At 50.8% G+C, this 19,636-nt stretch carries 26 protein-coding genes; all 26 read right to left on the bottom strand.

The window, feature by feature from the left end; all coding sequences use genetic code 11:
* Positions 1 to 12: 12 nt before the first annotated feature.
* Positions 13 to 147, bottom strand: a complete 135-nt coding sequence (locus KCX82_RS00840) for a DUF3852 family protein (protein ID WP_465250612.1) — start codon at positions 145 to 147, stop codon at positions 13 to 15.
* Positions 148 to 222: 75 nt separating this feature from the next.
* Positions 223 to 2,040, bottom strand: coding sequence for a reverse transcriptase/maturase family protein (locus KCX82_RS00835; RefSeq protein WP_227016541.1), 1,818 nt, complete (start codon positions 2,038 to 2,040; stop codon positions 223 to 225).
* A 70-nt stretch (positions 2,041 to 2,110) separates the two neighbouring features.
* A complete protein-coding gene (locus tag KCX82_RS00830; protein WP_227016540.1) occupies positions 2,111 to 2,401 on the bottom strand; it encodes a hypothetical protein in 291 nt (96 codons plus the stop codon).
* Between the two features lie 215 nt (positions 2,402 to 2,616).
* The gene (locus KCX82_RS00825; protein WP_465250601.1) at positions 2,617 to 2,868 is read right to left on the bottom strand and encodes a DUF3852 family protein; all 252 of its coding nucleotides are present in this window, start codon (positions 2,866 to 2,868) and stop codon (positions 2,617 to 2,619) included.
* An 83-nt stretch (positions 2,869 to 2,951) separates the two neighbouring features.
* A complete protein-coding gene (locus KCX82_RS00820; RefSeq protein ID WP_227016539.1) occupies positions 2,952 to 4,649 on the bottom strand; it encodes a DUF8193 domain-containing protein in 1,698 nt (565 codons plus the stop codon).
* A gap of 66 nt (positions 4,650 to 4,715) precedes the next feature.
* Positions 4,716 to 5,270 carry a DUF6550 family protein gene (locus tag KCX82_RS00815; RefSeq protein ID WP_227016538.1) on the bottom strand — a complete coding sequence of 185 codons (555 nt, stop codon included), beginning with the start codon at positions 5,268 to 5,270 and terminating at the stop codon, positions 4,716 to 4,718.
* A gap of 103 nt (positions 5,271 to 5,373) precedes the next feature.
* Positions 5,374 to 5,934: a hypothetical protein gene (locus KCX82_RS00810; protein ID WP_465250600.1), complete on the bottom strand. Its 561-nt coding sequence runs from the start codon at positions 5,932 to 5,934 to the stop codon at positions 5,374 to 5,376.
* 13 nt (positions 5,935 to 5,947) lie between these two features.
* Positions 5,948 to 6,355: a DUF4320 family protein gene (locus tag KCX82_RS00805; RefSeq protein ID WP_227016536.1), complete on the bottom strand. Its 408-nt coding sequence runs from the start codon at positions 6,353 to 6,355 to the stop codon at positions 5,948 to 5,950.
* Between the two features lie 10 nt (positions 6,356 to 6,365).
* Positions 6,366 to 7,238: a secretion protein F gene (locus tag KCX82_RS00800; RefSeq protein WP_227016535.1), complete on the bottom strand. Its 873-nt coding sequence runs from the start codon at positions 7,236 to 7,238 to the stop codon at positions 6,366 to 6,368.
* Positions 7,239 to 7,243: 5 nt separating this feature from the next.
* On the bottom strand, positions 7,244 to 8,173 hold the full coding sequence (locus tag KCX82_RS00795) for a type II secretion system F family protein (protein WP_227016534.1): 930 nt from the start codon (positions 8,171 to 8,173) through the stop codon (positions 7,244 to 7,246).
* Entirely contained in the window at positions 8,170 to 9,786 is a 1,617-nt protein-coding gene (locus tag KCX82_RS00790) for an ATPase, T2SS/T4P/T4SS family (RefSeq protein ID WP_227016533.1), read from the bottom strand. Before KCX82_RS00790 ends, KCX82_RS00795 begins: the two co-directional genes overlap by 4 nt.
* Positions 9,780 to 10,592 (bottom strand): ParA family protein, encoded by an 813-nt coding sequence (locus tag KCX82_RS00785; protein WP_227016532.1) that lies wholly within the window; start codon positions 10,590 to 10,592, stop codon positions 9,780 to 9,782. The genes KCX82_RS00790 and KCX82_RS00785 overlap by 7 nt, the downstream gene beginning before the upstream one ends.
* 3 nt (positions 10,593 to 10,595) lie before the next feature.
* The gene (gene cpaB / locus KCX82_RS00780; RefSeq protein WP_227016531.1) at positions 10,596 to 11,444 is read right to left on the bottom strand and encodes a Flp pilus assembly protein CpaB; all 849 of its coding nucleotides are present in this window, start codon (positions 11,442 to 11,444) and stop codon (positions 10,596 to 10,598) included.
* A gap of 162 nt (positions 11,445 to 11,606) precedes the next feature.
* The gene (locus tag KCX82_RS00775; RefSeq protein WP_264373155.1) at positions 11,607 to 12,017 is read right to left on the bottom strand and encodes a prepilin peptidase; all 411 of its coding nucleotides are present in this window, start codon (positions 12,015 to 12,017) and stop codon (positions 11,607 to 11,609) included.
* 31 nt (positions 12,018 to 12,048) lie between these two features.
* Positions 12,049 to 12,279, bottom strand: a complete 231-nt coding sequence (locus KCX82_RS00770) for a DUF6133 family protein (RefSeq protein ID WP_227016529.1) — start codon at positions 12,277 to 12,279, stop codon at positions 12,049 to 12,051.
* A gap of 19 nt (positions 12,280 to 12,298) precedes the next feature.
* Positions 12,299 to 12,643 (bottom strand): SpoVG family protein, encoded by a 345-nt coding sequence (locus KCX82_RS00765; RefSeq protein ID WP_319633322.1) that lies wholly within the window; start codon positions 12,641 to 12,643, stop codon positions 12,299 to 12,301.
* 91 nt (positions 12,644 to 12,734) lie between these two features.
* Complete coding sequence (locus KCX82_RS00760) at positions 12,735 to 13,289, bottom strand: YodL domain-containing protein (protein WP_227016528.1); 555 nt, start codon at positions 13,287 to 13,289, stop codon at positions 12,735 to 12,737.
* Between the two features lie 12 nt (positions 13,290 to 13,301).
* Positions 13,302 to 13,865, bottom strand: a complete 564-nt coding sequence (locus KCX82_RS00755; protein WP_227016527.1) for a hypothetical protein — start codon at positions 13,863 to 13,865, stop codon at positions 13,302 to 13,304.
* 3 nt (positions 13,866 to 13,868) lie between these two features.
* Entirely contained in the window at positions 13,869 to 14,147 is a 279-nt protein-coding gene (locus tag KCX82_RS00750) for an AbrB/MazE/SpoVT family DNA-binding domain-containing protein (RefSeq protein ID WP_227016526.1), read from the bottom strand.
* Complete coding sequence (locus tag KCX82_RS00745) at positions 14,140 to 14,394, bottom strand: hypothetical protein (RefSeq protein ID WP_227016525.1); 255 nt, start codon at positions 14,392 to 14,394, stop codon at positions 14,140 to 14,142. The genes KCX82_RS00750 and KCX82_RS00745 overlap by 8 nt, the downstream gene beginning before the upstream one ends.
* Entirely contained in the window at positions 14,391 to 15,356 is a 966-nt protein-coding gene (locus KCX82_RS00740) for a DNA adenine methylase (RefSeq protein ID WP_465250611.1), read from the bottom strand. Before KCX82_RS00740 ends, KCX82_RS00745 begins: the two co-directional genes overlap by 4 nt.
* 42 nt (positions 15,357 to 15,398) lie before the next feature.
* Positions 15,399 to 15,983: a DUF1281 family ferredoxin-like fold protein gene (locus KCX82_RS00735; RefSeq protein ID WP_227016524.1), complete on the bottom strand. Its 585-nt coding sequence runs from the start codon at positions 15,981 to 15,983 to the stop codon at positions 15,399 to 15,401.
* Positions 15,984 to 16,499, bottom strand: coding sequence for a hypothetical protein (locus tag KCX82_RS00730; protein WP_227016523.1), 516 nt, complete (start codon positions 16,497 to 16,499; stop codon positions 15,984 to 15,986). It lies immediately after the preceding gene.
* Entirely contained in the window at positions 16,496 to 17,182 is a 687-nt protein-coding gene (locus tag KCX82_RS00725) for a hypothetical protein (RefSeq protein WP_227016522.1), read from the bottom strand. The genes KCX82_RS00730 and KCX82_RS00725 overlap by 4 nt, the downstream gene beginning before the upstream one ends.
* A 320-nt stretch (positions 17,183 to 17,502) precedes the next feature.
* The gene (rlmD, locus tag KCX82_RS00720; RefSeq protein ID WP_319633326.1) at positions 17,503 to 18,696 is read right to left on the bottom strand and encodes a 23S rRNA (uracil(1939)-C(5))-methyltransferase RlmD; all 1,194 of its coding nucleotides are present in this window, start codon (positions 18,694 to 18,696) and stop codon (positions 17,503 to 17,505) included.
* On the bottom strand, positions 18,693 to 19,622 hold the full coding sequence (metA, locus tag KCX82_RS00715; RefSeq protein ID WP_227016520.1) for a homoserine O-acetyltransferase MetA: 930 nt from the start codon (positions 19,620 to 19,622) through the stop codon (positions 18,693 to 18,695). The genes rlmD and metA overlap by 4 nt, the downstream gene beginning before the upstream one ends.
* Between the last annotated feature and the right edge of the window lie 14 nt (positions 19,623 to 19,636).

Genomic DNA, 19,636 nt, shown 5'->3' with positions numbered 1-19,636 from the left:
CGTTTTTCCTCCTTACATTCCGAGAATCTGCCACACATAGAGCGGGGCCGTCAGCGTAAACACAAGACAGGCGAACAGGATGGCGGGCGCGGCCCATTCAAACTGGCCATGTTTCCGATGGTGGCTAAGTGCCCAGCGCCTTGCCACATTTCTGCGGTAGGTTTCCAAACACTCGCCTCAGAACCGTACTTACACCTCTCGATGTATACGGCTCGCCACTTGTTAATTCAGTTTGCCACTATGCAATTTTTTGTGACAGTCTACACAGAGCGCCAGCGTTTTACGGTTTCTCGCAATCATAAAGCGCTCCCAGTAGTTGATACCTTTTAGGTCTTTGAGCTTTCTGACGTGGTGAATTTCAATCTCACAATCAGTTTTGCCGCAAAGCTCGCATTGCCCTGCGGACAGCCTATCCATCAAACTTGTTCTGCTGGAATACCTCGCTGTATTGGGCATTACATCAACGGCGGCGGTCTTTTGCATAGGCTTTCTTGCAAAGCCAGCATTGTAAAACAGCCGTGTTTTTGTCTTTCCTTTTTTGTCGGTGAAACGTACTCCAAAATCTTTGTTAATACGAAGTCTGGAAATCATCTTGCTCATACTGGTGCGGTATTTTGTTGCAAAGGTCTTGAACATACTGTACTGCATAATGTAGCCAAAAGAGCTTGCGTGAGCGGCGTTATTGGCAATGCGGTAGTAATTGCGGAAGCCGCGAATTTCGCTGTTATACTGGTCAAGAATTTCGAGGTCATCATTATCCTTGAGGTAGTAACGGGCTTTGGCTTTCCAGTTATCTTTGCCATAAACCGTTTTTTCAATGGTCATAGCACCGTATTCCAGCAGCTTTTTACGCATTAGCTCCTGCGGCATTTCCAGACTCACCGTACCGTTGAGGTGACGGCAAAGCCGTCCTGTTTTATCTCTCTTGGTTGCGGCAGAGCGGCGCACGGAAATGTCATACCCCAAAAACCGCGCCTTTTTCTCGGAATGGGTTATCAGTGTCTTTTCATCAGACAGCTCCAACCGAAGCGTGTCGGTAAGAAACACCTTTATCTGTTCCTTGATAGCGATAGCGTCCTCCTTGCTCCCAATTACACCAACAAGAAAATCATCAGCGTATCGGACGTATTGAAGCCGCTTAAAGCTGGTGTCGAATGGGTCAGAGTAGGGCATGGTGAGCTTTTTACGGTCAATTTCATGGATTTTTGCTGTAAGCTCGCTTTTTTCCTGCTCTGTACTTGCGTTGCGTAGCTTCTTTGCAAGCACCCCACGTTTTTTCTCCAGCTCGTAGGTTTCGGGGTAGACCGAACGTGCCGTTCCCTTGTCAAACCGCTTTTTCAGTTCCTCCATATATCTATCCAGCTTGTCCAGATAGATGTTAGCAAGAATTGGGCTGACGATACCACCCTGCGGTGTACCGCTGTAAGTGTTGTGATATTGCCAATTCTCCAAATATCCTGCTTTCAGAAACTTGCGGATAAGACGTAGAAAACGCTCGTCCTTGATACGCTCCGCTAAAATATCCGCCATAGCTTCGTGATTGATATTGTCAAAGAAGCCTTTAATATCTCCCTCAACAAACCACTTTACGCCAGTAAAACAGACCTGTGCCTGACTAAGTGCCGTATGACAGCTATGGTTGGGGCGAAAACCGTGCGAGGTTTTCGCAAAGCCGCCCTCGTAGACTGCCTCCAACAGTAGCCGCACACATTCCTGTATCAGCTTATCGTCAAATGATGGGATACCCAGCGGGCGCATTTTGCCGTTTTTCTTTGGGATGTAGGTTCTTTTTGATGGTTGTGGCTGATAGCTCTCGTCCTTTAGGCTCGCAATAATGCCGTCAATGCGATTTAGGCTCATTGCGTCGATGGTTTTTCCATCTGTGCCTTTTGTCATATTTCCTTGGCTGGCGTAGATATTTTGGTAAGCCAGCGCAAACAGCTCACGGTTATACAGATTGCGATAGAGCCGTTCAAAGGTATACGACCTGTCACTGCTGTGGATTTGCAAACTGCTTAACAAATTGATTGGATTTCTCATGGTGTATCAAACACCTTCCTTTCTCTGTTGTTAAGATAACAAGCTGCCGCCCTTCGCCATGTATGCGGCGTTACCGCACTCGGACTACTATGGCGGCTCCGTTGCCATACCGAATATTCAGTGTCATCTTTCTTGGCAGAGCCTTGAAATTTATCACCGCAAAGGCATTACACATAGCCGATTGCTCGGCGTTTCGGGTTAGGCAATCCCCGTTTAGCAAAGTAATAATAGCGTAGATGGTTGTCGGATAGCGTTTTCGTCCTTTATCTCCATACGGAGTTGAGCCGCACAAAAGCTCGCCCACATATTCTCGATTAACAAATTGTGGCTGTGCGGTATGGCGATAGCTGTCTTTCGCCAAAGTTCCTACATAAACCTCTCGGACTGCGCTTCAGGCAGTATAGCTTTTATCCTCATATCATCTTTTTCATCTTCCCATTCAGTCGTGGGCTGACAACTGCCCAACTTATGAGTTTACCGGAATGCTATTTTCCCCTATGAGGTTTCCCTCTCAGGTAAACCGGTTGATGACGGGCAAATGAGCTTTTACCCGCTGGATTGCCAAATCCAGAATTATTACAGTGCCTTTACGGGCGCACAATCAAAGTACGCTGTCCCTAATTTGGCAAAGAAAAACACAGCCAGAATCAAATCGATGGCCGGGAACACCACATTGTCCACCACCATCTTGATCTGCTGGGAAGCAGTTGTCCACGTTCCCTGAATGGCTCCGGCAACATCGCCGGTGGCCGCATAGGCCGGAACGCAGAACACGCAGGCCGCCAGCATGGTCACGCAGACAAGCGTCAGGATTCGTTTCATTTTCATAGAGGTTCTCCCTTCGTTGTGAGATTTGCAAAAAAGAAAGATCGCAGAGCATGAGCCACTGCGATCTTGTTCGTTTTCTGTTGTTAATTCGGATTCTGCGGTGCGATATGCCAGTCGCTCCAAAGGTTGCCGCTGATGATGATGGAATCCGTCAGATTCATACTCAACATTCCTGCAGGTGTCCAGCAGTCGATGAGCCATGTATAGGGCGTATAGCTACCGTCCGGGTACCAGATCGGTGTGAAGTGCGTCCGGTTTCCGTAGGTACTGTAGCGGTTGACCTTGAATTCATGGGTCATGTTATAGCCGCTTCCCATGCGATCCAGCAGTCGCCAAAAACCATGATACTGAAATTCCGGAAAGTAGGTGACCGCGTTCTGTGCCGCCGTGACTGCAGAGTTTTGGTTGGTACTCACTCTGGTGGAAACCTTTTCGGTAAAGCCGTAGCCAGACTTCATGTTTTTGCCGCTGGCGGTCGGAGCTTTGGCATCCGGTGCAATGGTCATGGATGCTGAAAGGCTGGCAGAGTAACGATCAAGATCAAACTCCCACCAACCGTGATCGCACCAATATCCGTCACCATCACCCATTGAATGCCACACCCAATAGGCGTGCCACCATGGTCGCCACACGCCCCAGTTGGTCGAGGTTGCCTGTGCCTTTCTAGGAACAGATGGGCGAGTAAAGCTGTCATTGCGGTCATCGGCGGTGGGATCGGGCGGCGAGTTCTCATTCAAGTTTACGATGTTTACGTTGATGGTTCCATTGGAAACCGAGCCCCCGCCCCGAACACGCACTGTGATGGTCATGGTCTGCGGCTCAGAGGGAGTTGTCCAGCGAATCCACGCCAACTGGCTATCACCGTTAGGGTAATACACATTGCTCACCGTGTAGCTGCGCCCGCCTACATTAAATATTACCGACACTGGATTATCCGGGTCACTCTGCCCTCCGCTGACATTCACTGCCGTGATAACCTCAGTATTGGTACGGTATTCATAGTCAAAGGTGATAACCTCCGGCGCTTCAGCCGGTGCATCCTTAAATCGCACAACGCCAAGTCCAAGACTGGATTTAATATCCGCGTTGCTAGCAGCTGTGGTTCTGCTGCCGCCCCATGCTGAATATCCAAGGTCTGCGGTTTCCAAGAACATAGCCAACGGCAGGTTTTTGTGGGTCAATGACACCATCTTCCTGCGCAGGCCACCGCTGAGTATTTCATCATACATGGCAGCTTCTGTCGCCGTGGTAGCAATGAATACACCCTGAAATGTGTAGTAGGCGATGGGTTCGATGAGTAGGCGGTACTCACCGTTTACCAGCGCATCAAACTGCATTCCGGTAATGTTTGCGATACTGCGGACAACCTGTTCGTCGGTGAAATAGCTTTTAATGGCAGCAATATTGCTGCTCCCATTGCTGCTGATAATTTTTGGCAGAGCCTGTGAGGGATTCACACGGACATAGCCGCCCTTCACGGGAGATAGTCCAACGCCGCCGCTGTATTGCAGTTTACATACTCTGCCAAAGTGATAAATGCCAGCCGATATGCTTTTGTTGGTCAGATCAATAGGAGTTGTAACCACTGCGTGGTCGCTGACCCGTACCACTGTTACCCGGACACCCTCATTTCCAGTGTTCCAAAAATTCTGGCTGGAGCCTTGCCCCATGCCTCCACCCCCGCCATCCACATTTCCTTCTCCGACCGCATAGGCCGGCACGGCAAACAGCAGAGAACAAATCATGGCAAGCAACAGCAGTACACTAATTTTTTGCTTCATGCAGACTCCTTTCCATGAAAAAAGCACCGTGTGTCCACGATGCCCTTTCATTACTGATTGAATTGATTAGTCCATGCTGCCGATTTTGTTTCCATTTTCGTACATATCATTGGCCTGAATTACTTGATTTGCACCAGCATCCGGTACATTGTCAAAACCAGGTAGACCACCGCCGCTGTTCTGCGTTCCCGTATCCGCAGGCGGTGTATAGGTGTCATGATCCACCGCAGTGGGCGGGGTATCCACCTTTGTCCCATCCGGCTTTTGCGTGGAATCGGTTTTCACAGATTCCTCCGGCTCGGCAGGCTTGGTGACCTCCGGCTGAATGCTCTGTTCGCTTTGATCGGTCTGGGCTGGTCGGGAATCTGTCGCCTGCCCAGTGCTGTCAGCCGCGTTGGTGTTGGGCTGAATGACCGGCTTGGTTGCTTCCGCATCTGTTTCAGTGGATAAGCTGCTGGGGTCGATGACAATATCGGTAGCGGAGGAGTTTGCCCCTGGCAGTACATCTTCCCCTGCGGGAGCCTTGCCAAATTGCAGGCTGATGGCCGCGATGAGCGCGATGCAGATTACCGCACCGCCGCCGATGGCCAGATATTTTTTCGTTTTCTCTGTCATTTTCATAGTGATGCCTCCTTCATGGGATGGTTGATGCCTCGTTATGACACAACATACCCTATCCATTTTGGGAAGTCCAGCAAATTCCCGAATTCTTCCCGAAGTTTATTTAGAATACCTCGATATATCCCGCCTGCACCTTCAGTGTGATGTGTATGGACGGGAGCAACCTGCCGCCAAAGCGCACCGGCACCTCCAGCCGAATGACCGCATCTGCTTCAAACCGCTGTGCATTGCTTGGGTCGGAGGGGGCAAGCGGCGCATTGCGGATGGTGACCGACAGGCTATCAATGGCAAACTCCATCGAATTGCCGGAGTCCCCGGCAAATTTAACGTGCCTGCCACCGGATTGCTCTGTTCCAAGGCTGCCATCGAGGTAGGTATAAATGTCGCCCTCGCTGACGGCCACCTCCCAGCCTGTATCGCCATCCGGCAGATAGCCGCCCGAATAGCCTTCCCGCACACCGTGATATACCCCGGCGTAGTTGTCGTTGACGGTAGAAATGATAGCATCCTCCACCGCTTCTTTGACGCCTACCACAATGATATTCAGCCGAAAATACTCGCTGACGCCACACAGCATAATGACCAGCGCCAGCGTGACGCCAATCACCAGTGGGAAGGATGTACCGCGCTGATTCTTCAGGATTACTTTGATTTTTTCATACAATCGCATCCTCACCTCATTTCCAATAGACTTCTGATTTTCCGCTGGCTTGCGCCCGCAGGGTAATGGGGAAAGAACCGAAATCCCCGAACAGACCAATGTTGGTACGCAACGTCAGAGTGACGGTAACTTCTTCATTGAGCTGAATTTTGCCGCTGGCCGACCATGAGATGCTGGGGGCGATGCCGGTTTTCTCCCTGAGAATGGCTGCGCGGCGGGTCGTTTCCGAACCGATACGCCCGCTGACCTCGGCCTCTCGCACCAGCTCCGTGGCGAAGGTGTCAAGCTGCTGCTTTTGCACGAATACCGGCAGCACTCGCAGCGCCAGCGCCAGCACCATAACGGCGCACAGCACCAGCACGATCACATCCACATAACCCTCGGCTCGTTTGCTTTTTAAAATGGTGGATATTTTCTTTATCATAGCCACCCCCTTAAAACATCCCGCCAAGGCTGGTCACCGCCACATAGCAGATGATCGCCAGATAGGTAATCAGGAAGCTCATCAGCATGGCAAAAGAAAAGACTCGGATTTTAGGCGGAATTTTCTGCGCCTTTGCCTTGAGCCGCTGCAGCTCCAGGTGCTTGAAATCATGGGCCAGCATCTGAAAATACACCGCGCTATCATCCCCACGGAGAACGCCAATCAGCCCACGTACCACATCGGAGAGCATGGGCGAATTGAGCCGTGCCTCGAATCGTGTCAGCGCCGCCTCATAGTTGGATGAGCGCATATCTGCCAGCAGTACATCCAACTCCCCGGTCAGGGCTGACCCCGCGTTTTCCTTGAACCGCTCCAGCATGCCGATAACATTGCGGCTGGATTTTAGCTCCTGCTCAATGGTGGCCACCAACCGTGGCAGCTCGCCTTCGATTTCATCCCGCTTGGCCTTCAAGCGTTCATCTGCCTTTTGACTCTCCTTAAAATAGGTAAGTACCGCCAGAATGACAACCACCGGCGACAGAAGCGGCAGCAAAAGCACACAGGGAATGACGCCCAGCAGGATGGCTCCTGACTTTACAAAGGCATACGCCTGATAGACCTCCGGCGTTAGGTTCATGCCGCTGGCTTTCAGAATATTGCTTATGCGGCTGCGCTTGTATTCGTCCATGCGGATATGCTTTGCAATGCGCACCGACACCGTCATCAAATAGGTTTCGATGGTTTTGGCCACTTTTTTGTCCTGCTTTACTGTCCCCAGCATGGCCTTTGCCGCGCCTATGGTGGGCAGCTTCAGGAGGGAGGCCGTCAAGAAAAATAGTCCAAGAGCCAAAAACAGTCCAAATAAAAATAACAGTCCCGACATAACGATCACCTCCGATACTCAATGGGACGGGTCAACTTGACCACGAAGCCAGCCGACACAAAAATCACCGCCGCTGTAATGGCCAGAATGATCTGCCCCAGCGGCGTGTGCATCAGTACATAGTACCAATCCTTGTTTAACAGATACATCAGTGGGATATTACCGATCACAAAAATTACCATGATAAGGAATTCCTTGCGCGGCTCGGCAATCATATACTCCAGCTCCGCATTGACGTTGCGCATATCAGAGAGCTTTGCCACAATGGGCGTGAGGGTGGTTTTCAGGCTCCGGTCATGCTGGCAGTCGCAAAGCGCATCACACCACTCCCGGAACACCTCATTGTCAATCCGGCTGCGCATGGCTTTTAGTGCGGCTTCCACATCCGGATTAACCAGTTTGATCTGCATGAGAAAATCCTGAAACACCTTGGATACAGGTGGGTTCAGATAGGCGATGTTTTCCTCCACTGCCGTTACGATGTCCTCGGTGCGAAGATACGCCGTGGTGACCACAGACAGCGCTGTTTCCAGCTCGGAGGACACATCCCTCTTGTAGTGATTGGCGGTCAGCTTCACATACCAGAACGGTAAAAGCATAAAGCCCACCGCCAAGACCGGAGCCATAAAGAAATTGCCCAACAAAATGGCGATGGAGCCACCTATGCAGAACAGCGCAAGGGCCGCCGCGCAGACCAGCGAAAAGCGGTTGCCACGCCCGGTCATCTCCAGCACGTCCTGTGCATCCTTGATTTCCCGGCGCAACGGGTCGATCTTTTTACGTCCGGTAGAGATTTTGATGTCCTCCCGAATGCTGCTTTTGGGGCGCAAGAGAAATGCGAACAGATTGTCCGTAAACTCCACCGGTTTGAGACCCAGCAACAAAAATGCGCCGACAATTAGTCCGACGCAGGCTAACAGTTGAATTGCAGTCATGCGGATTTATCCTCCTTTCCCTGCGTGGCACAGAGCTTCTTTAGCAGATCCTGCGGCATTCCGTTTTCCATCAGGCGACGGGCAAGGCTGTCCGAGATGGGCCTGACCTGACGATGCTCACCGGTGATGATAAATCTGCCATTTTCAATACGGTTTTCCGTGATCTGATATTGGAACAGCGGGCGAAACCGCCTTGAGCCGTCAGGCATGATTTCACATTCCATAATCTCCATCAAACGGCGGTCTTTGTTTTCGAGCTGCTTGCAAAACGCCACAATGGGATATGCCTCTGTGACAAAGCCCATCAGCGTTTCATCGCTCATATCAATGGCACGTTTGCACAGGGATACCATGCGGCGATAGGTGGCGTCGCAGCTCATGGAGTGTATGGTGGTGACCACCGCCACGCCAGTGCGAGCGGCTTCCTGCGCTGCGTTTGCCTCTGGACCGCGCATCTCGCCGACCACAATCACATCGGGATTAAAACGCAGCGCCATATCCAACAACGCGATCTGATCTACCCGCTGGCGCTCGTTTTCACTATCCCTCGTCAGGGTATGAATAACGGAATTGGTGACCTGACCAGTCTCATTCCTACGCACCAGCGCCAGCTCGCGAGATCCGTTCTCGATGCTGTAGATACGCTTGCTATCGGGGATGGTTGTTAGCAGCCAACCAAGCAATGTGGTTTTGCCGGAGGAGGTGGCTCCCGCCACGCAAACTGAAATGCCGTAGCGGATACACTCGGATAAAAAGTCCAGCATCTCGCCGGTGGCTGTGCCGCCGTTTACGAAATCCTCCTTTTTCATGCTCTGGGGATTGACGATTCGTATGGAGGCCGCCACACCGACATCCTCATCCACGATGGGCGATTTTAGCACAGCAATACGGATGTTCTTTGAGAGATGCCCCAGCACACTGGGACTGGCATCATCCAAAACCATGCCGGACACATGAAGCATACGGCGCACTACGTTGATGGCGTGTTCCGGACTGTCAAAGTGTTCGGTGAGCTTTTTGGTGACGCCGCCAGAATACTGCACCTCCACATCGTCCCATGCGTTGACGTCGATTTCCTCAATGCCATCTCCGTAGATGTATTTGGTGAGGAAACCGAACTCAGCCATTTCCGAGTAAATCTCATCAATAAGCTGGTCTGTGGTCATGCCCTCCACGGCAATGCGCTGGTCCTGAATATACTTGCCTGCAAAACGGCGAATCTGTGCTTTCACTTCCTCGCTGCCGTCGCCAGTAACCAATGCACTGTATTCCTTGGAAAGATACGCCTGTACCTCTCGCAACACGGAGGTAAAATCCCGACCCTTATCTCCCGCGCCGAAGAACAGGTCATGGGTGCGCAGTGTCCGAACCTTTTCCGGCACGGCCAGCCTGATGGCTGGGGTATCCGGCTCAGCAGCGGCTTCTTCCATCACAGGTTCCGGCGCTTTCCAAGCGGCATCCCCCACAGGATAGTCCGGCCCAAATCGCAGATTGGCAAATTTCTCAGGATGTTCCGCATCTGATGCTGCGTTTTCCGTGGGTATGACTTCTTCCCGAACAGCATAGCCAGAACCCCCATAAAATGCAGATTTACTCCTCTTTTCTCCTAACATCCGAACACCTCCTTTGTGATGGATTCCATGGCTTTGCGATAGCCTCGGCTATCCTTCAGGCTCAGTTCCTTGAAGAGATTGCCCTCTAACACCTGCGCTGCCACTTCATCGGAATGGGGAATCTGAAAGGCCACGCTACCCAGCACCTGTTCAATGTGGTCACTGGCCTCATTAGGGCGTACATTGCTGGCCACCTTGTACTGTTTGTCTGCATCCCACTGGTTTTCTTTCAACAGCGGGAGCTGGCTGGACAGGTAGCTAATGCTTTTTAAGTCACAGTTCACCAGCCGCAGCACCGCGTCCGATTCCATCAAAGCAATGGCCGAAAGCACATCGTTGGCGATGTGGCTTCCGCAGTCGATGATTATATAGGGCGCAATGGAACGTAGGCAACCCAGCAGTTCCTCGGCTTGCTTTCGTTCATACACCGGGTAGGTGTACTCGTTCTCACCCTTACGCATCCCAAGGATGGTCAGGTGACGGAACTTCTTATGTGTAATGCAGTTGTGCCGCACCAGCGACTCCGACACATGGCTGGCGGCGAGAATACTGCCGAGAGAGTGTTCTTCCTCAAGTTCACCCGGTGGGCAGATGCAGGGAAGCATGGGAGTGTTCATATCGCAGAGGAGCAGCGCCACATCCCGTTTCTGCATTGCCAGCCGTGCCGCCAGCTTCACTGCCGTCACCGTTTTGCCTGAACCGGGGCTGCCCCAGACCGCCAGCATCTGGTTCTCGTTTTCCGTCTCTAACTCCGACACATCCTCACTGGTCTTGCGGTTAAAAATGCTATTTTTCAGAAAATTCAAGGCTTACTCCACCTCGCTTTCAGCAGGCGTTTCGGCGGTGTCGGAAACTTCACTTTCCGTGGATTCTGACTGTGCACCGTCAGAACTCGGCTCCGAAGCGGCTTCTTCTGAAGTTTTCTCCATCGGCGGGTACAACTCCGTCAGCACAGCATCCTGCGCTTCGGTAAATTTGGCGCTGTTGGCCGCATCACCGCGATACACAAGGGAGATATGAAGCTTTCCATCCGCTTCCAGCTCAGCGAGAACCTTGCTCTGCTCCGGCGTTACCAACAGGGTGACGGTACCCGGCAGTTCCTTTTCGTCATCCTCGGACGGCTCCCCGGTGTTGGCATCGTAACCGTTGGTGGCGGTAACCGCGATTACTTCCACATACTGAAGTTCGGCAGGTATGACAGTTGCACCCTGCTTTTTATAGTCGGGAGCAATGATAGACACGATGTCGCCGCTCTGCAACTTGCCTGACAAGCCGTTAGCAAAGGCTTTCACCGATACGGAAATGGCCTGCTTTTCTCCGGTCAGGTTGTAGAGATAGGCGTTCTCGGCGGCGGGTTCGTCTGCGATTTTTGAGGCAATGATGTAATCGCCCACGGCAAGGTCTGCGGAAGCGTATTTGCCAATAGTGGTGTCAAGGTTTTTGACCACATCGTCCGGCAGATTGTAGCCGCCCACCTCCACGGTTTTGACCTTATCGACGGTGATTTCTTCTCCTAGCTTCACCGGTTTTACCACACGAACGATCTCTGTCTTTTCGCTGATACTCTGATTGAACAGCGGCGTCACGGCAAAGCAGATCACAAGAGACAGGATGATGCAGATGACGCCGATCACCGTTCTATTTTTAAGAAAACTCATATGGATTTCTCCTCCTTATTTTCAAAGTGAAGGGCGAGCCTCACCATGAAGCCCGCCCGGTTGGTTACTGTGACAAGTACGTTCTCTGGCTGCGGCGGTAGAAAAAAGTTACCAGTGCAGCCACAGGAACTACGGCGCAAAAGGTGATGATGATTTTCTTTTTCACAGAATCATTCCTCCCATCTTCATAAAATAGGCGACGACTGCCCCAAAGGCCAGAAACGGCCCCACAGGAAAGCCGATAGTTTCGACTTTTCCATGACGCTGCCTGATCACCGTATGAACAGTTGCATAAATTGTAAAGCTGACCAGCCCGATGATGGACATGGTTAGACTGGCAGGTAGTCCCAGCACGATGCCGGTAGCTGCCACCAGCTTGATGTCCCCGCCGCCCATGCCATCCATGCCGCTAAAAAGTAGTGCAATCACCAGATACGGAAGTGCGCCCAGAATACCCAGCAAGTTCTGGGACGAAAAATACAGCAACGTCGTGGCTGCGATAAGAAGCTGCAGGCTGTCCGGGATTTCACGACAGCACAAGTCGCATACAGAAGCGGCCAACAACAGTAGCAAAAACAGCCCTGCCTGCAACGCCGCCAACGAATCAACCGGCATAGTTAAACATATCTTGCACACGCTTTACCAGCGTGGGAAGTACGGTATCATTGAACAGCGCATACAGACCGGCCAGCAGCAAAGCACCCAGCACAACGGCGATCAGGATTTTGATGGCAGTGTCTACGTAGCCCTCGCCGCGCGGCTCGCACAGCTTTTCGCGCAGAGCCAGTGCTTTCAGGGTGATGATGTTGCGGGCATTATTCATAAATTTCTTCATTGTGGTTTCCTCCATAAATTTAGGATTGATGTGGGTGGGTTACATACCGGACATCTGCTGTCCGGGCTGGGGCACTTCCTGATCCTGCGGGGCGGGCGGGGTCTGTGCCATCGTGATGACCATCCAGCACAGCACCGTGAAGCTGCTCACGGAATTCGGCGGTCACAGGGAAGCAAACATCCTTGTAACCGTCCTGTGTTTTGCGGCTGGGCATGGACACGAACAAGCCGTCCCTACCTCCCTCGACAATTTTGATTCCCCGGACGGCAAAGCACCCGTCGATGGTTGCCGAGGCATAGGCTCTTGTCCCGCCCTGTTGTCCGGGCGGGTACATGGAAGTGATTCGGATATCCAGTGTAGGCATGGTGTTTCCTCCTCTTTTTCTGCTGTTTCATCGGGTTGCAATCCTTTCTGCATGTTTTCAGCAATAATAAACAGGCGGCGAAAACCGTCTGTTAAAGCTGCATGGTCTGGTGCATCGCCGGGGCGGGCGGCTCAAAGTCCACCTGCTTGAAACCGAAGCGATCCACATAGTGGAAGGTGCTTGCCAGCTCGTCGTACAGCTCCACCACATCGCTCATGGAGAGCGAATGCCCTGTGTAACCGGGTGGGTGGTCGATGTTGAATTTGGCATAGAGCGCTTCCAGATCGTTGGTGTCCACCGCGCTATCAAACACCTGTTGATAGTGCGCCGGATCGGGCGGGCCGAAATCGCGGAGCAGCTCATCATAGCCAATGAATTTCATGCGGATGTCCACATCGGGCTTGAGCTGCCAGACACGGCAATTCTTCAAAATCTGTATTTCACGGTTTTCTCTGGGGCCGCTGGTCAGCCGGTCAAACATACCTTCCAGCCATTTGATTTCACGGATATTGCGCTGCTTTTCCAGAAAAGCATTCAGCTCCGGTCCCTCAAACATGGGGTCAACCACGGCGCGGCCATTATTGATGCGGCCTACAAGGTTGCCGTAGTAGACGATGATGCCGTTTTCAATTCGTATGGATTTCATTTCTCAGCCTCCTTACTGCATTTCCATGCCACCGCCTTTCTGCCCTTGATGGAATTCCTCCATCTGCTCCGGCGTGGGGAACACCATCTGACCGTTCACCACCTCCATGACGGCAAAATCATCCCGGTCACAAATGAGAATGCGGTGCTGGTAGGGCTTTTGCATCTCCACATAGTCCAGCACCTCCTGCGGTGAACACAGCCAAACGCCTGCCGCATAGCGACCATCTTGGAGAAAGCTATAGCCGGAATACTGCGGTTCGTGACTTTCCAGCGGGAGCGCTCCGATGGGGCGAATCTGCGAAAGCTGGAGCTTTTCATCCTCCGGCAGCAGCTCCGGTTTCAGCGTCCCAAGCACATCGCTACGGTAAAAGCGGCAGGGTTCGCCGGTGGAGAGGGACACCAAAAACACCGAGCGCCCCATCGGGTTGGGGTTTGCGCCGTTTCCCCCGGTGCAAAAAAATAGCTGCCCCGGATGGTCATGGGGCAGCACAGATTTGGAGAGCACCACAACCTTGCCCTTCAGCGAAAAGTCGTAGCCGGTCTGGTCGCAATCCTCCTGATTGAACATACTCACAGGTCAGCCCTCCTTTTTCTGGAGCAGGCTGCTCAGTTCAGCAATCAGCTCCAATCGGGTGCTGTCGGGCATGGATTTGAAGGCGGCGCGTACATAGGCTTCCACTGCAGCCGGGGATTGGTCGCCCGCCTCCACAATATCCACCTTGCGCACAGTCACCCGGCCATCGGCAAGACCAAGGCGCACAATATCGCCGTATTCCATCTTGGCGGCATCCCGCAGATTCTTGGGGATCAGCACACGGCCTTTGCCGTCCACCATCTTGTAAACAGGTTTATTCATCGAAATATCCTCCTTCCTCCAATGCGGACATTACTTCCTCCGGTGTAATTCCAATGGCAGCAAACAGATCAAGCATCGGTTGAGTTGCGGTCTGCAACGGATCTGACTGGCCGATCAACAGCACACCAGGGATAGCTTCCACGGTTAGGTCACTGTCTGGCGGAATGCCTGCCGCCTCCAGCATGGCATTGGGAATGGAAAGAACCGCTTGCTCGGTTGCGTAATTTTTCTTTTCTGTAGTTGTCATGTTTCCTCACTTTCTGAGCCGGTTGGCTCTGCAATTTCATATTCGATCTCGTCCTCGCCGTCGAAATCAAACAGGTACATCTGCCGAGGCTCGGCGTTCTTCGACTCCTTTGGATCATAGTTGGTGATGATGACCTCCGGGAATTCACAGCCACCGTCATACCGCTGTGCCAGATTGTTGATGCGGGTGACGGCGGTGATAAAGTATCCGTCATACAACTCCCGAATGAATTCGCAGTCGTTGTAGCTGACCATCCACCGGCCTCGACTGGCGACCAGTGCATCCCGCAGTCTGGCGTGATCCTCCTTGCGGAACACCACGGCGTAGTGACCCTCGGTTTCGTAATACGGCGGGTCGCAATAGAAAAAGGCACCGTCCCGGTCATATTGCCGGATCAGTGCCTCAAAATCTTTATTTTCCACCACGGTGTTGGCCAATCTGCGGGATGCCTGCCAGATGGCGGCGAAGCATTTTCGTACATCGAAGGGCTGGCAACCGTAGGAGGTGCAGCCGCTGCCATAGCTGTAACGGATGAGTTTAAAGAAGGCTGCCGCCCGTTTGATGTCCGTCACCTCTGCATTTTCCAACATGATAGCTTTGATTTCCTCAAATTCTGGGGGTGGCAGGTTGTGCTCGGCCAGCTCCAGCTCGGCTTTCAGGTAGCTGTCATCAAACTCCTTTTTGTCGATGAAATCACGGATGACAGTAAATTCATCCCGGCTGTTCAGCGGTAAAAAGCCCAGCTCCCGCAGCAGCGCCCATGTGCGATTTTTCACGCAGTAGAACAGGTTGGCCAGATTGGAATTGAAATCGTTATAAACCTCCATTCCTTTCTGGTCGGGCGGACGGCCAAAGAGTACCCAGCCGCCACCGCCAAACACTTCAACGTAGCGGTCAAACTTGGTAGGGAACATGGTGTAAATCAGCTTACGAAGCGCCTTTTTTCCGCCTACCCAGCTAATAAAACTATTGATGGTGCATCACCTCCTTTGCACGGCGGCGCATCAGGTCAGCTCCATACCGATGGAATCATGATGGAATTCATATTCCCCGGCTTCCTCATTCCAGAGATATCCTTCGTCCTCTAAATCCACCTGATGAACTTCGGCGGCCATCTCCAGCGCTTCCTTGGACCCGCCGTTTGGAAGATAGCATTCGGTTTCTTCACCCGCTGAATATTCTCTACGGCCTACGTTATTGCCAAAATCCTCATCGGCCCAGCAGTAGGAAAATTCCAAGTCAGGGTACATCTCAGCCAGCCGCCCAATAACTTGATGCACACTGCTCCAGGCGGTCTGGAAACGCAGATTTTCGCCGTCAAATTTCTTGGAGGTGAACTCATCATAGCCATAGCTGTTCCACTTACTGCCCCAGTTAGAGGTGTTCCAGTCCAGCCAGTTATTTTTACCGTACTTCGCCATTTCGGCGGGGCCAAGGTCACCCTGATAGATGTAATCCGGTACCGGGATGATTTTGGCGAAATCAATGCTGCCAAGGCCATACTTTTCAGTTTTGACAGCCTCAAACAACTCGGCCATACGCTTTGGGCCACCGGAAACGTTGAGAATATTGGTTACATGGTTTGGCATTTACATTCCTCCCATCTGCATATCAAAACTCTGTATCAGCGGCTGCTTGAGCTCTTGCTCTGGCTTGATGGAAAAATTCTTGCCAGCATTCCAAAAGCTGACATACAGTTCGCCATCGTTCGTTTTTATGGGGCGCTGCTCGAAGCCCTCGCCCCAGCCGTCACTTTCCTGACCACACCATTCCTCGGTCAACGACTCCAGCTCCGCAGGGGAAAGCTCACCATGGCTTTTTAATTCCAGTACACCCCACAACTTACCCTGCCAAACCTCTACAGTGGGGTTCATGCTGTATACCTTCTCCCGCAAGTTGTCGTGGTGCAGATAGACCGCAAGGCCACGGTCACCCTCGCTGTCAAGACGCTCATGTTGGATCAATTCAAAGATTTTGTCCTCATAGGCGCACAGGTCAGCAGGGGTAAGTTCATCCGGCCAATCAGAAAGGCCACCGTATTCATCGGGTGTGTACAGGTTGGCAGTCAGCGGGCTGAATAATCGCAGGGTAGTTAGCTCCTTCATGGGCAGCTCCTTTCCGCGCAGAGCACCTCTGCGCCATACCGTCGAATCAAAAAAGCGGTGACAATCAAGCGAAACGCTTCATCGCTCACCAGCTCCGGGTCAGTCAGCTCCGACAGGCTGATGTGCTTGGTTCCGGCATATAGGTCTTTCGCCGTATGGAACAGCACATAGCCGTCCAAATCCACACCGTGAATATGGATAGCCGGGAAGTCAATCTTTCCCGGAACCACCGCCAGCCTCGCCTTGCTCCAGAGGAATGGATCGGCGGTCAGCAGGAACACCGCCGCCGTCTGTCCTGCGGAGCCGATCAGATTTTTCTTGTGCACCGCTTCAAAACGCATCTGGTGATCGCTGCTTTCAAAAATAGAGAGCGGCTGGCACGACAGGCGCGACACGCGGGCCACAAAGGGACGCTCCTGCACCTCCTCGGTCAGTACGCCCAGCAGTTCGCTCAAGGGGACACAGCCCGCCACAAGCCGCTCGCGTAGGCAAACGCAGCTGTCAGGGCTAGTGCATTTGTTCTTTCTGGTTTTATAGGCGCAGGCGCTGCAATCGCAGTCACGGGCGCTATACTCAAACCGGCTCACGCTCATCCCGCTGCGGCGGGGCGTGAAGCCGGGAATCAATTGCATTTCAAACTCGGTGTTTGCGTATTTGGTGTTACGCATAAATTGTGCAATCATGGTTCTCAATCCTTTCGTTGTGTTTTTTCAGCCAATCTTCCTACCTCCAGAAACAAAAAAAGAGCGGCTATGTTCTCGTAAAAACGAAGAACATAACCGCTCATAATTGTTCTGATTCACTTTTGGAAGAGCTGTCTATATGGAAAAGAGGATGGGCAGCTTTTGCACTGTCCATCCTCTGTATTTTGGTGTTTCATCTGTCCATTACCCGATGTCATCTATGGAAAGGCCAAAAAATCGGGGCCAAAAACGCTTGCTTTTTGCCCCGATTTTCGCTCATTTTCCGTCCCAAAACCACAACATCTTGTGGTCGATCCCCTCTATTTTCGCTTGTCACCACAATACGTCATCAGTATCACCGACTCCACATGTTTCGTAAATGGGAAATTATCAAAAGCTTTAACGCTTTTCACCGTATATCCGTAATATTGCATATAGCTAAGATTCTCTGCCAGGCTTTTGGGATTGCATGAAATGTAGACAATTTGCTTTACGCCATAGTTTACGATTTTTTCCAGTGCCTTCGGATGAATCCCTACTCTTGGGGGATCTACTACAATAACATCCGGCAAAGTCTCCAGTTGATCCAATACTTCAAAGACATCACCGGCAATAAATTCGCAGTTATCAAGGCCATTAAGTGCTGCATTACTTTTTGCCGCTTCCACTGCTTCCTCAACAATTTCAATGCCTATAGCCTTGTTCGCCCGTAAAGCCAAAGTCTGGGTTATGGTTCCCGTTCCGCAGTATAAGTCAAAAACCGTTTTTCCGTCTAAGTCTTTAATCAGAGATATGGCTTCCGTATAGAGTTTTTCAATGGCTAACACATTGGTTTGAAAAAATGAAAAGGCACTGACCCTGAATTTCAAGCCCATAATTTCTTCCGTGTAATAGTCCTGACCCCAGAGAATATTCAATTTATCGCAATAGACAAAATCAGCAACATTGTCATTAATGGTCTGAAGGACCCCAACCAATTTATTCTTTAATGGCAAATTCTGTACCATCTTTACAAATCCGGAACCATCAAAGTCAGACTGGGATGAAGTGACCACATTGACTAAAAGTTCACTGGTATGCTCCCCTTTTCTGATAATCAGATTTCTCATCAGCCCGTTATGGGATTTTTTATGGTAGAAGGGATAACCCTTTTCATTGCAGAATTGAAGCGTTGCATCTAAAAGCAAATTAAAATCAGGATCTACAAGCTGACATTCATCTACCGTAATAATAGACATGAAACGTCCCTTTTTATGCATTCCCAAAGTCATGGGACCATCTTTGACTTCATCCCCAAAGGTATATTCCATCTTATTTCGATAAGCTACAGGAGTTGGGCTGCCCTCAATTCCCAGATATTTTTCATAGGTTACTTTTTTCTCCTCCAGCAGTCTTAAAACTTCTTTTCCTTTTAGTACGATTTGGTCCCGATACGGTATTCCTTGATAAATACAACCGCCGCAGTCACCACTATGCTTGCAAATCTCCACTCTTGCTCCCCTCTCGCTGTTTATTTTGATTTCAATTCATCTAATTTACTAAGGTCAAATGGAGTCTCCTGATATACGTAATTCAACCAGTTGGCAAAAAACAGATTGCCGTGTCCGCTCCATTTGACAACAATTCCCTTGTTCGGATTGTCATCTTTGAAATAATTTTGAGGAACTTCAATATCCAGTCCCTTTTTGATATCGCGCTCGTATTCTAATTTCAATGTTTCACGGTCATATTCCATATGACCCTGCACAAAGATTTTTCTTTTATCCTTTGTTGCAATTATATGCGGTCCTGTAGCCTCAGATTCTGCCAAAATCTTTAACTCAGGCACTTTCAGAATTTCTTCTCTTCTCACCTGGGTATGCCGGGAATGCGGCGCGTAAAACTCTTCATCAAATCCTCTTGTTAACTCGGACTTTTTATCTTTTAATTGATGCGGAAATACGCCGAATAACTTGGAAGGCATTACAAACTTATCGATTCCGTAGTGATAGTAAAGGCCTGCCTGAGCTCCCCAACAGATATGTAATGTACTGAAAACATTATTCTTTGTATATTCAAAAATTTCCGTAAGCTCCTTCCAGTAGTCTACTTCTTCAAAAGGAAGAAATTCAACGGGAGCACCGGTGATTATCATTCCGTCAAATCTTTGATTTTTAATTTCCTCATAGGTTTTATAAAAATTATCCAGATGTATTTTATCCGTATTTTTTGATTCATGGCTATCCATGGTCAAAAGCTGCAGATCAACTTGAAGCGGAGTGTTTGCAAGCATTCTGATCAGCTGGGTTTCGGTTATTTCCTTTGTCGGCATGAGATTTACAATGGCAATGTGCAATGGTCTAATGTCCTGTTTCGACGCACGCTGCTCATTCATGACAAAGACGTTCTCTTCTTTCAACGTTTTATATGCGGGTAACCCCTTTGGTACTAAAATCGGCATACAAATCCCTCCGT

It is taken from the genome of Sinanaerobacter chloroacetimidivorans, assembly GCF_018128545.1.
GTDB classification, from domain to species: domain Bacteria; phylum Bacillota; class Clostridia; order Peptostreptococcales; family Anaerovoracaceae; genus Sinanaerobacter; species Sinanaerobacter chloroacetimidivorans.
This window is presented reverse-complemented; position numbering and strand designations above follow the sequence as displayed.

Coding starts and splice junctions, on each gene's coding strand:
- KCX82_RS00770 (WP_227016529.1), bottom strand. CDS start 12,279: ATGAAGAAATTTATGAATAATGCCCGCAACATCATCACCCTGAAAGCA.
- KCX82_RS00750 (WP_227016526.1), bottom strand. CDS start 14,147: ATGAATAAACCTGTTTACAAGATGGTGGACGGCAAAGGCCGTGTGCTG.
- cpaB (WP_227016531.1), bottom strand. CDS start 11,444: ATGAGTTTTCTTAAAAATAGAACGGTGATCGGCGTCATCTGCATCATC.
- KCX82_RS00815 (WP_227016538.1), bottom strand. CDS start 5,270: ATGAAAATGACAGAGAAAACGAAAAAATATCTGGCCATCGGCGGCGGT.
- KCX82_RS00760 (WP_227016528.1), bottom strand. CDS start 13,289: ATGAAATCCATACGAATTGAAAACGGCATCATCGTCTACTACGGCAAC.
- metA (WP_227016520.1), bottom strand. CDS start 19,622: ATGCCGATTTTAGTACCAAAGGGGTTACCCGCATATAAAACGTTGAAA.
- KCX82_RS00820 (WP_227016539.1), bottom strand. CDS start 4,649: ATGAAGCAAAAAATTAGTGTACTGCTGTTGCTTGCCATGATTTGTTCT.
- KCX82_RS00805 (WP_227016536.1), bottom strand. CDS start 6,355: ATGATAAAGAAAATATCCACCATTTTAAAAAGCAAACGAGCCGAGGGT.
- KCX82_RS00825 (WP_465250601.1), bottom strand. CDS start 2,868: ATGAAAATGAAACGAATCCTGACGCTTGTCTGCGTGACCATGCTGGCG.
- KCX82_RS00725 (WP_227016522.1), bottom strand. CDS start 17,182: ATGATTGCACAATTTATGCGTAACACCAAATACGCAAACACCGAGTTT.
- KCX82_RS00735 (WP_227016524.1), bottom strand. CDS start 15,983: ATGCCAAACCATGTAACCAATATTCTCAACGTTTCCGGTGGCCCAAAG.
- KCX82_RS00745 (WP_227016525.1), bottom strand. CDS start 14,394: ATGACAACTACAGAAAAGAAAAATTACGCAACCGAGCAAGCGGTTCTT.
- KCX82_RS00800 (WP_227016535.1), bottom strand. CDS start 7,238: ATGTCGGGACTGTTATTTTTATTTGGACTGTTTTTGGCTCTTGGACTA.
- KCX82_RS00730 (WP_227016523.1), bottom strand. CDS start 16,499: ATGAAGGAGCTAACTACCCTGCGATTATTCAGCCCGCTGACTGCCAAC.
- KCX82_RS00790 (WP_227016533.1), bottom strand. CDS start 9,786: ATGTTAGGAGAAAAGAGGAGTAAATCTGCATTTTATGGGGGTTCTGGC.
- KCX82_RS00765 (WP_319633322.1), bottom strand. CDS start 12,643: ATGCCTACACTGGATATCCGAATCACTTCCATGTACCCGCCCGGACAA.
- KCX82_RS00835 (WP_227016541.1), bottom strand. CDS start 2,040: ATGAGAAATCCAATCAATTTGTTAAGCAGTTTGCAAATCCACAGCAGT.
- KCX82_RS00795 (WP_227016534.1), bottom strand. CDS start 8,173: ATGACTGCAATTCAACTGTTAGCCTGCGTCGGACTAATTGTCGGCGCA.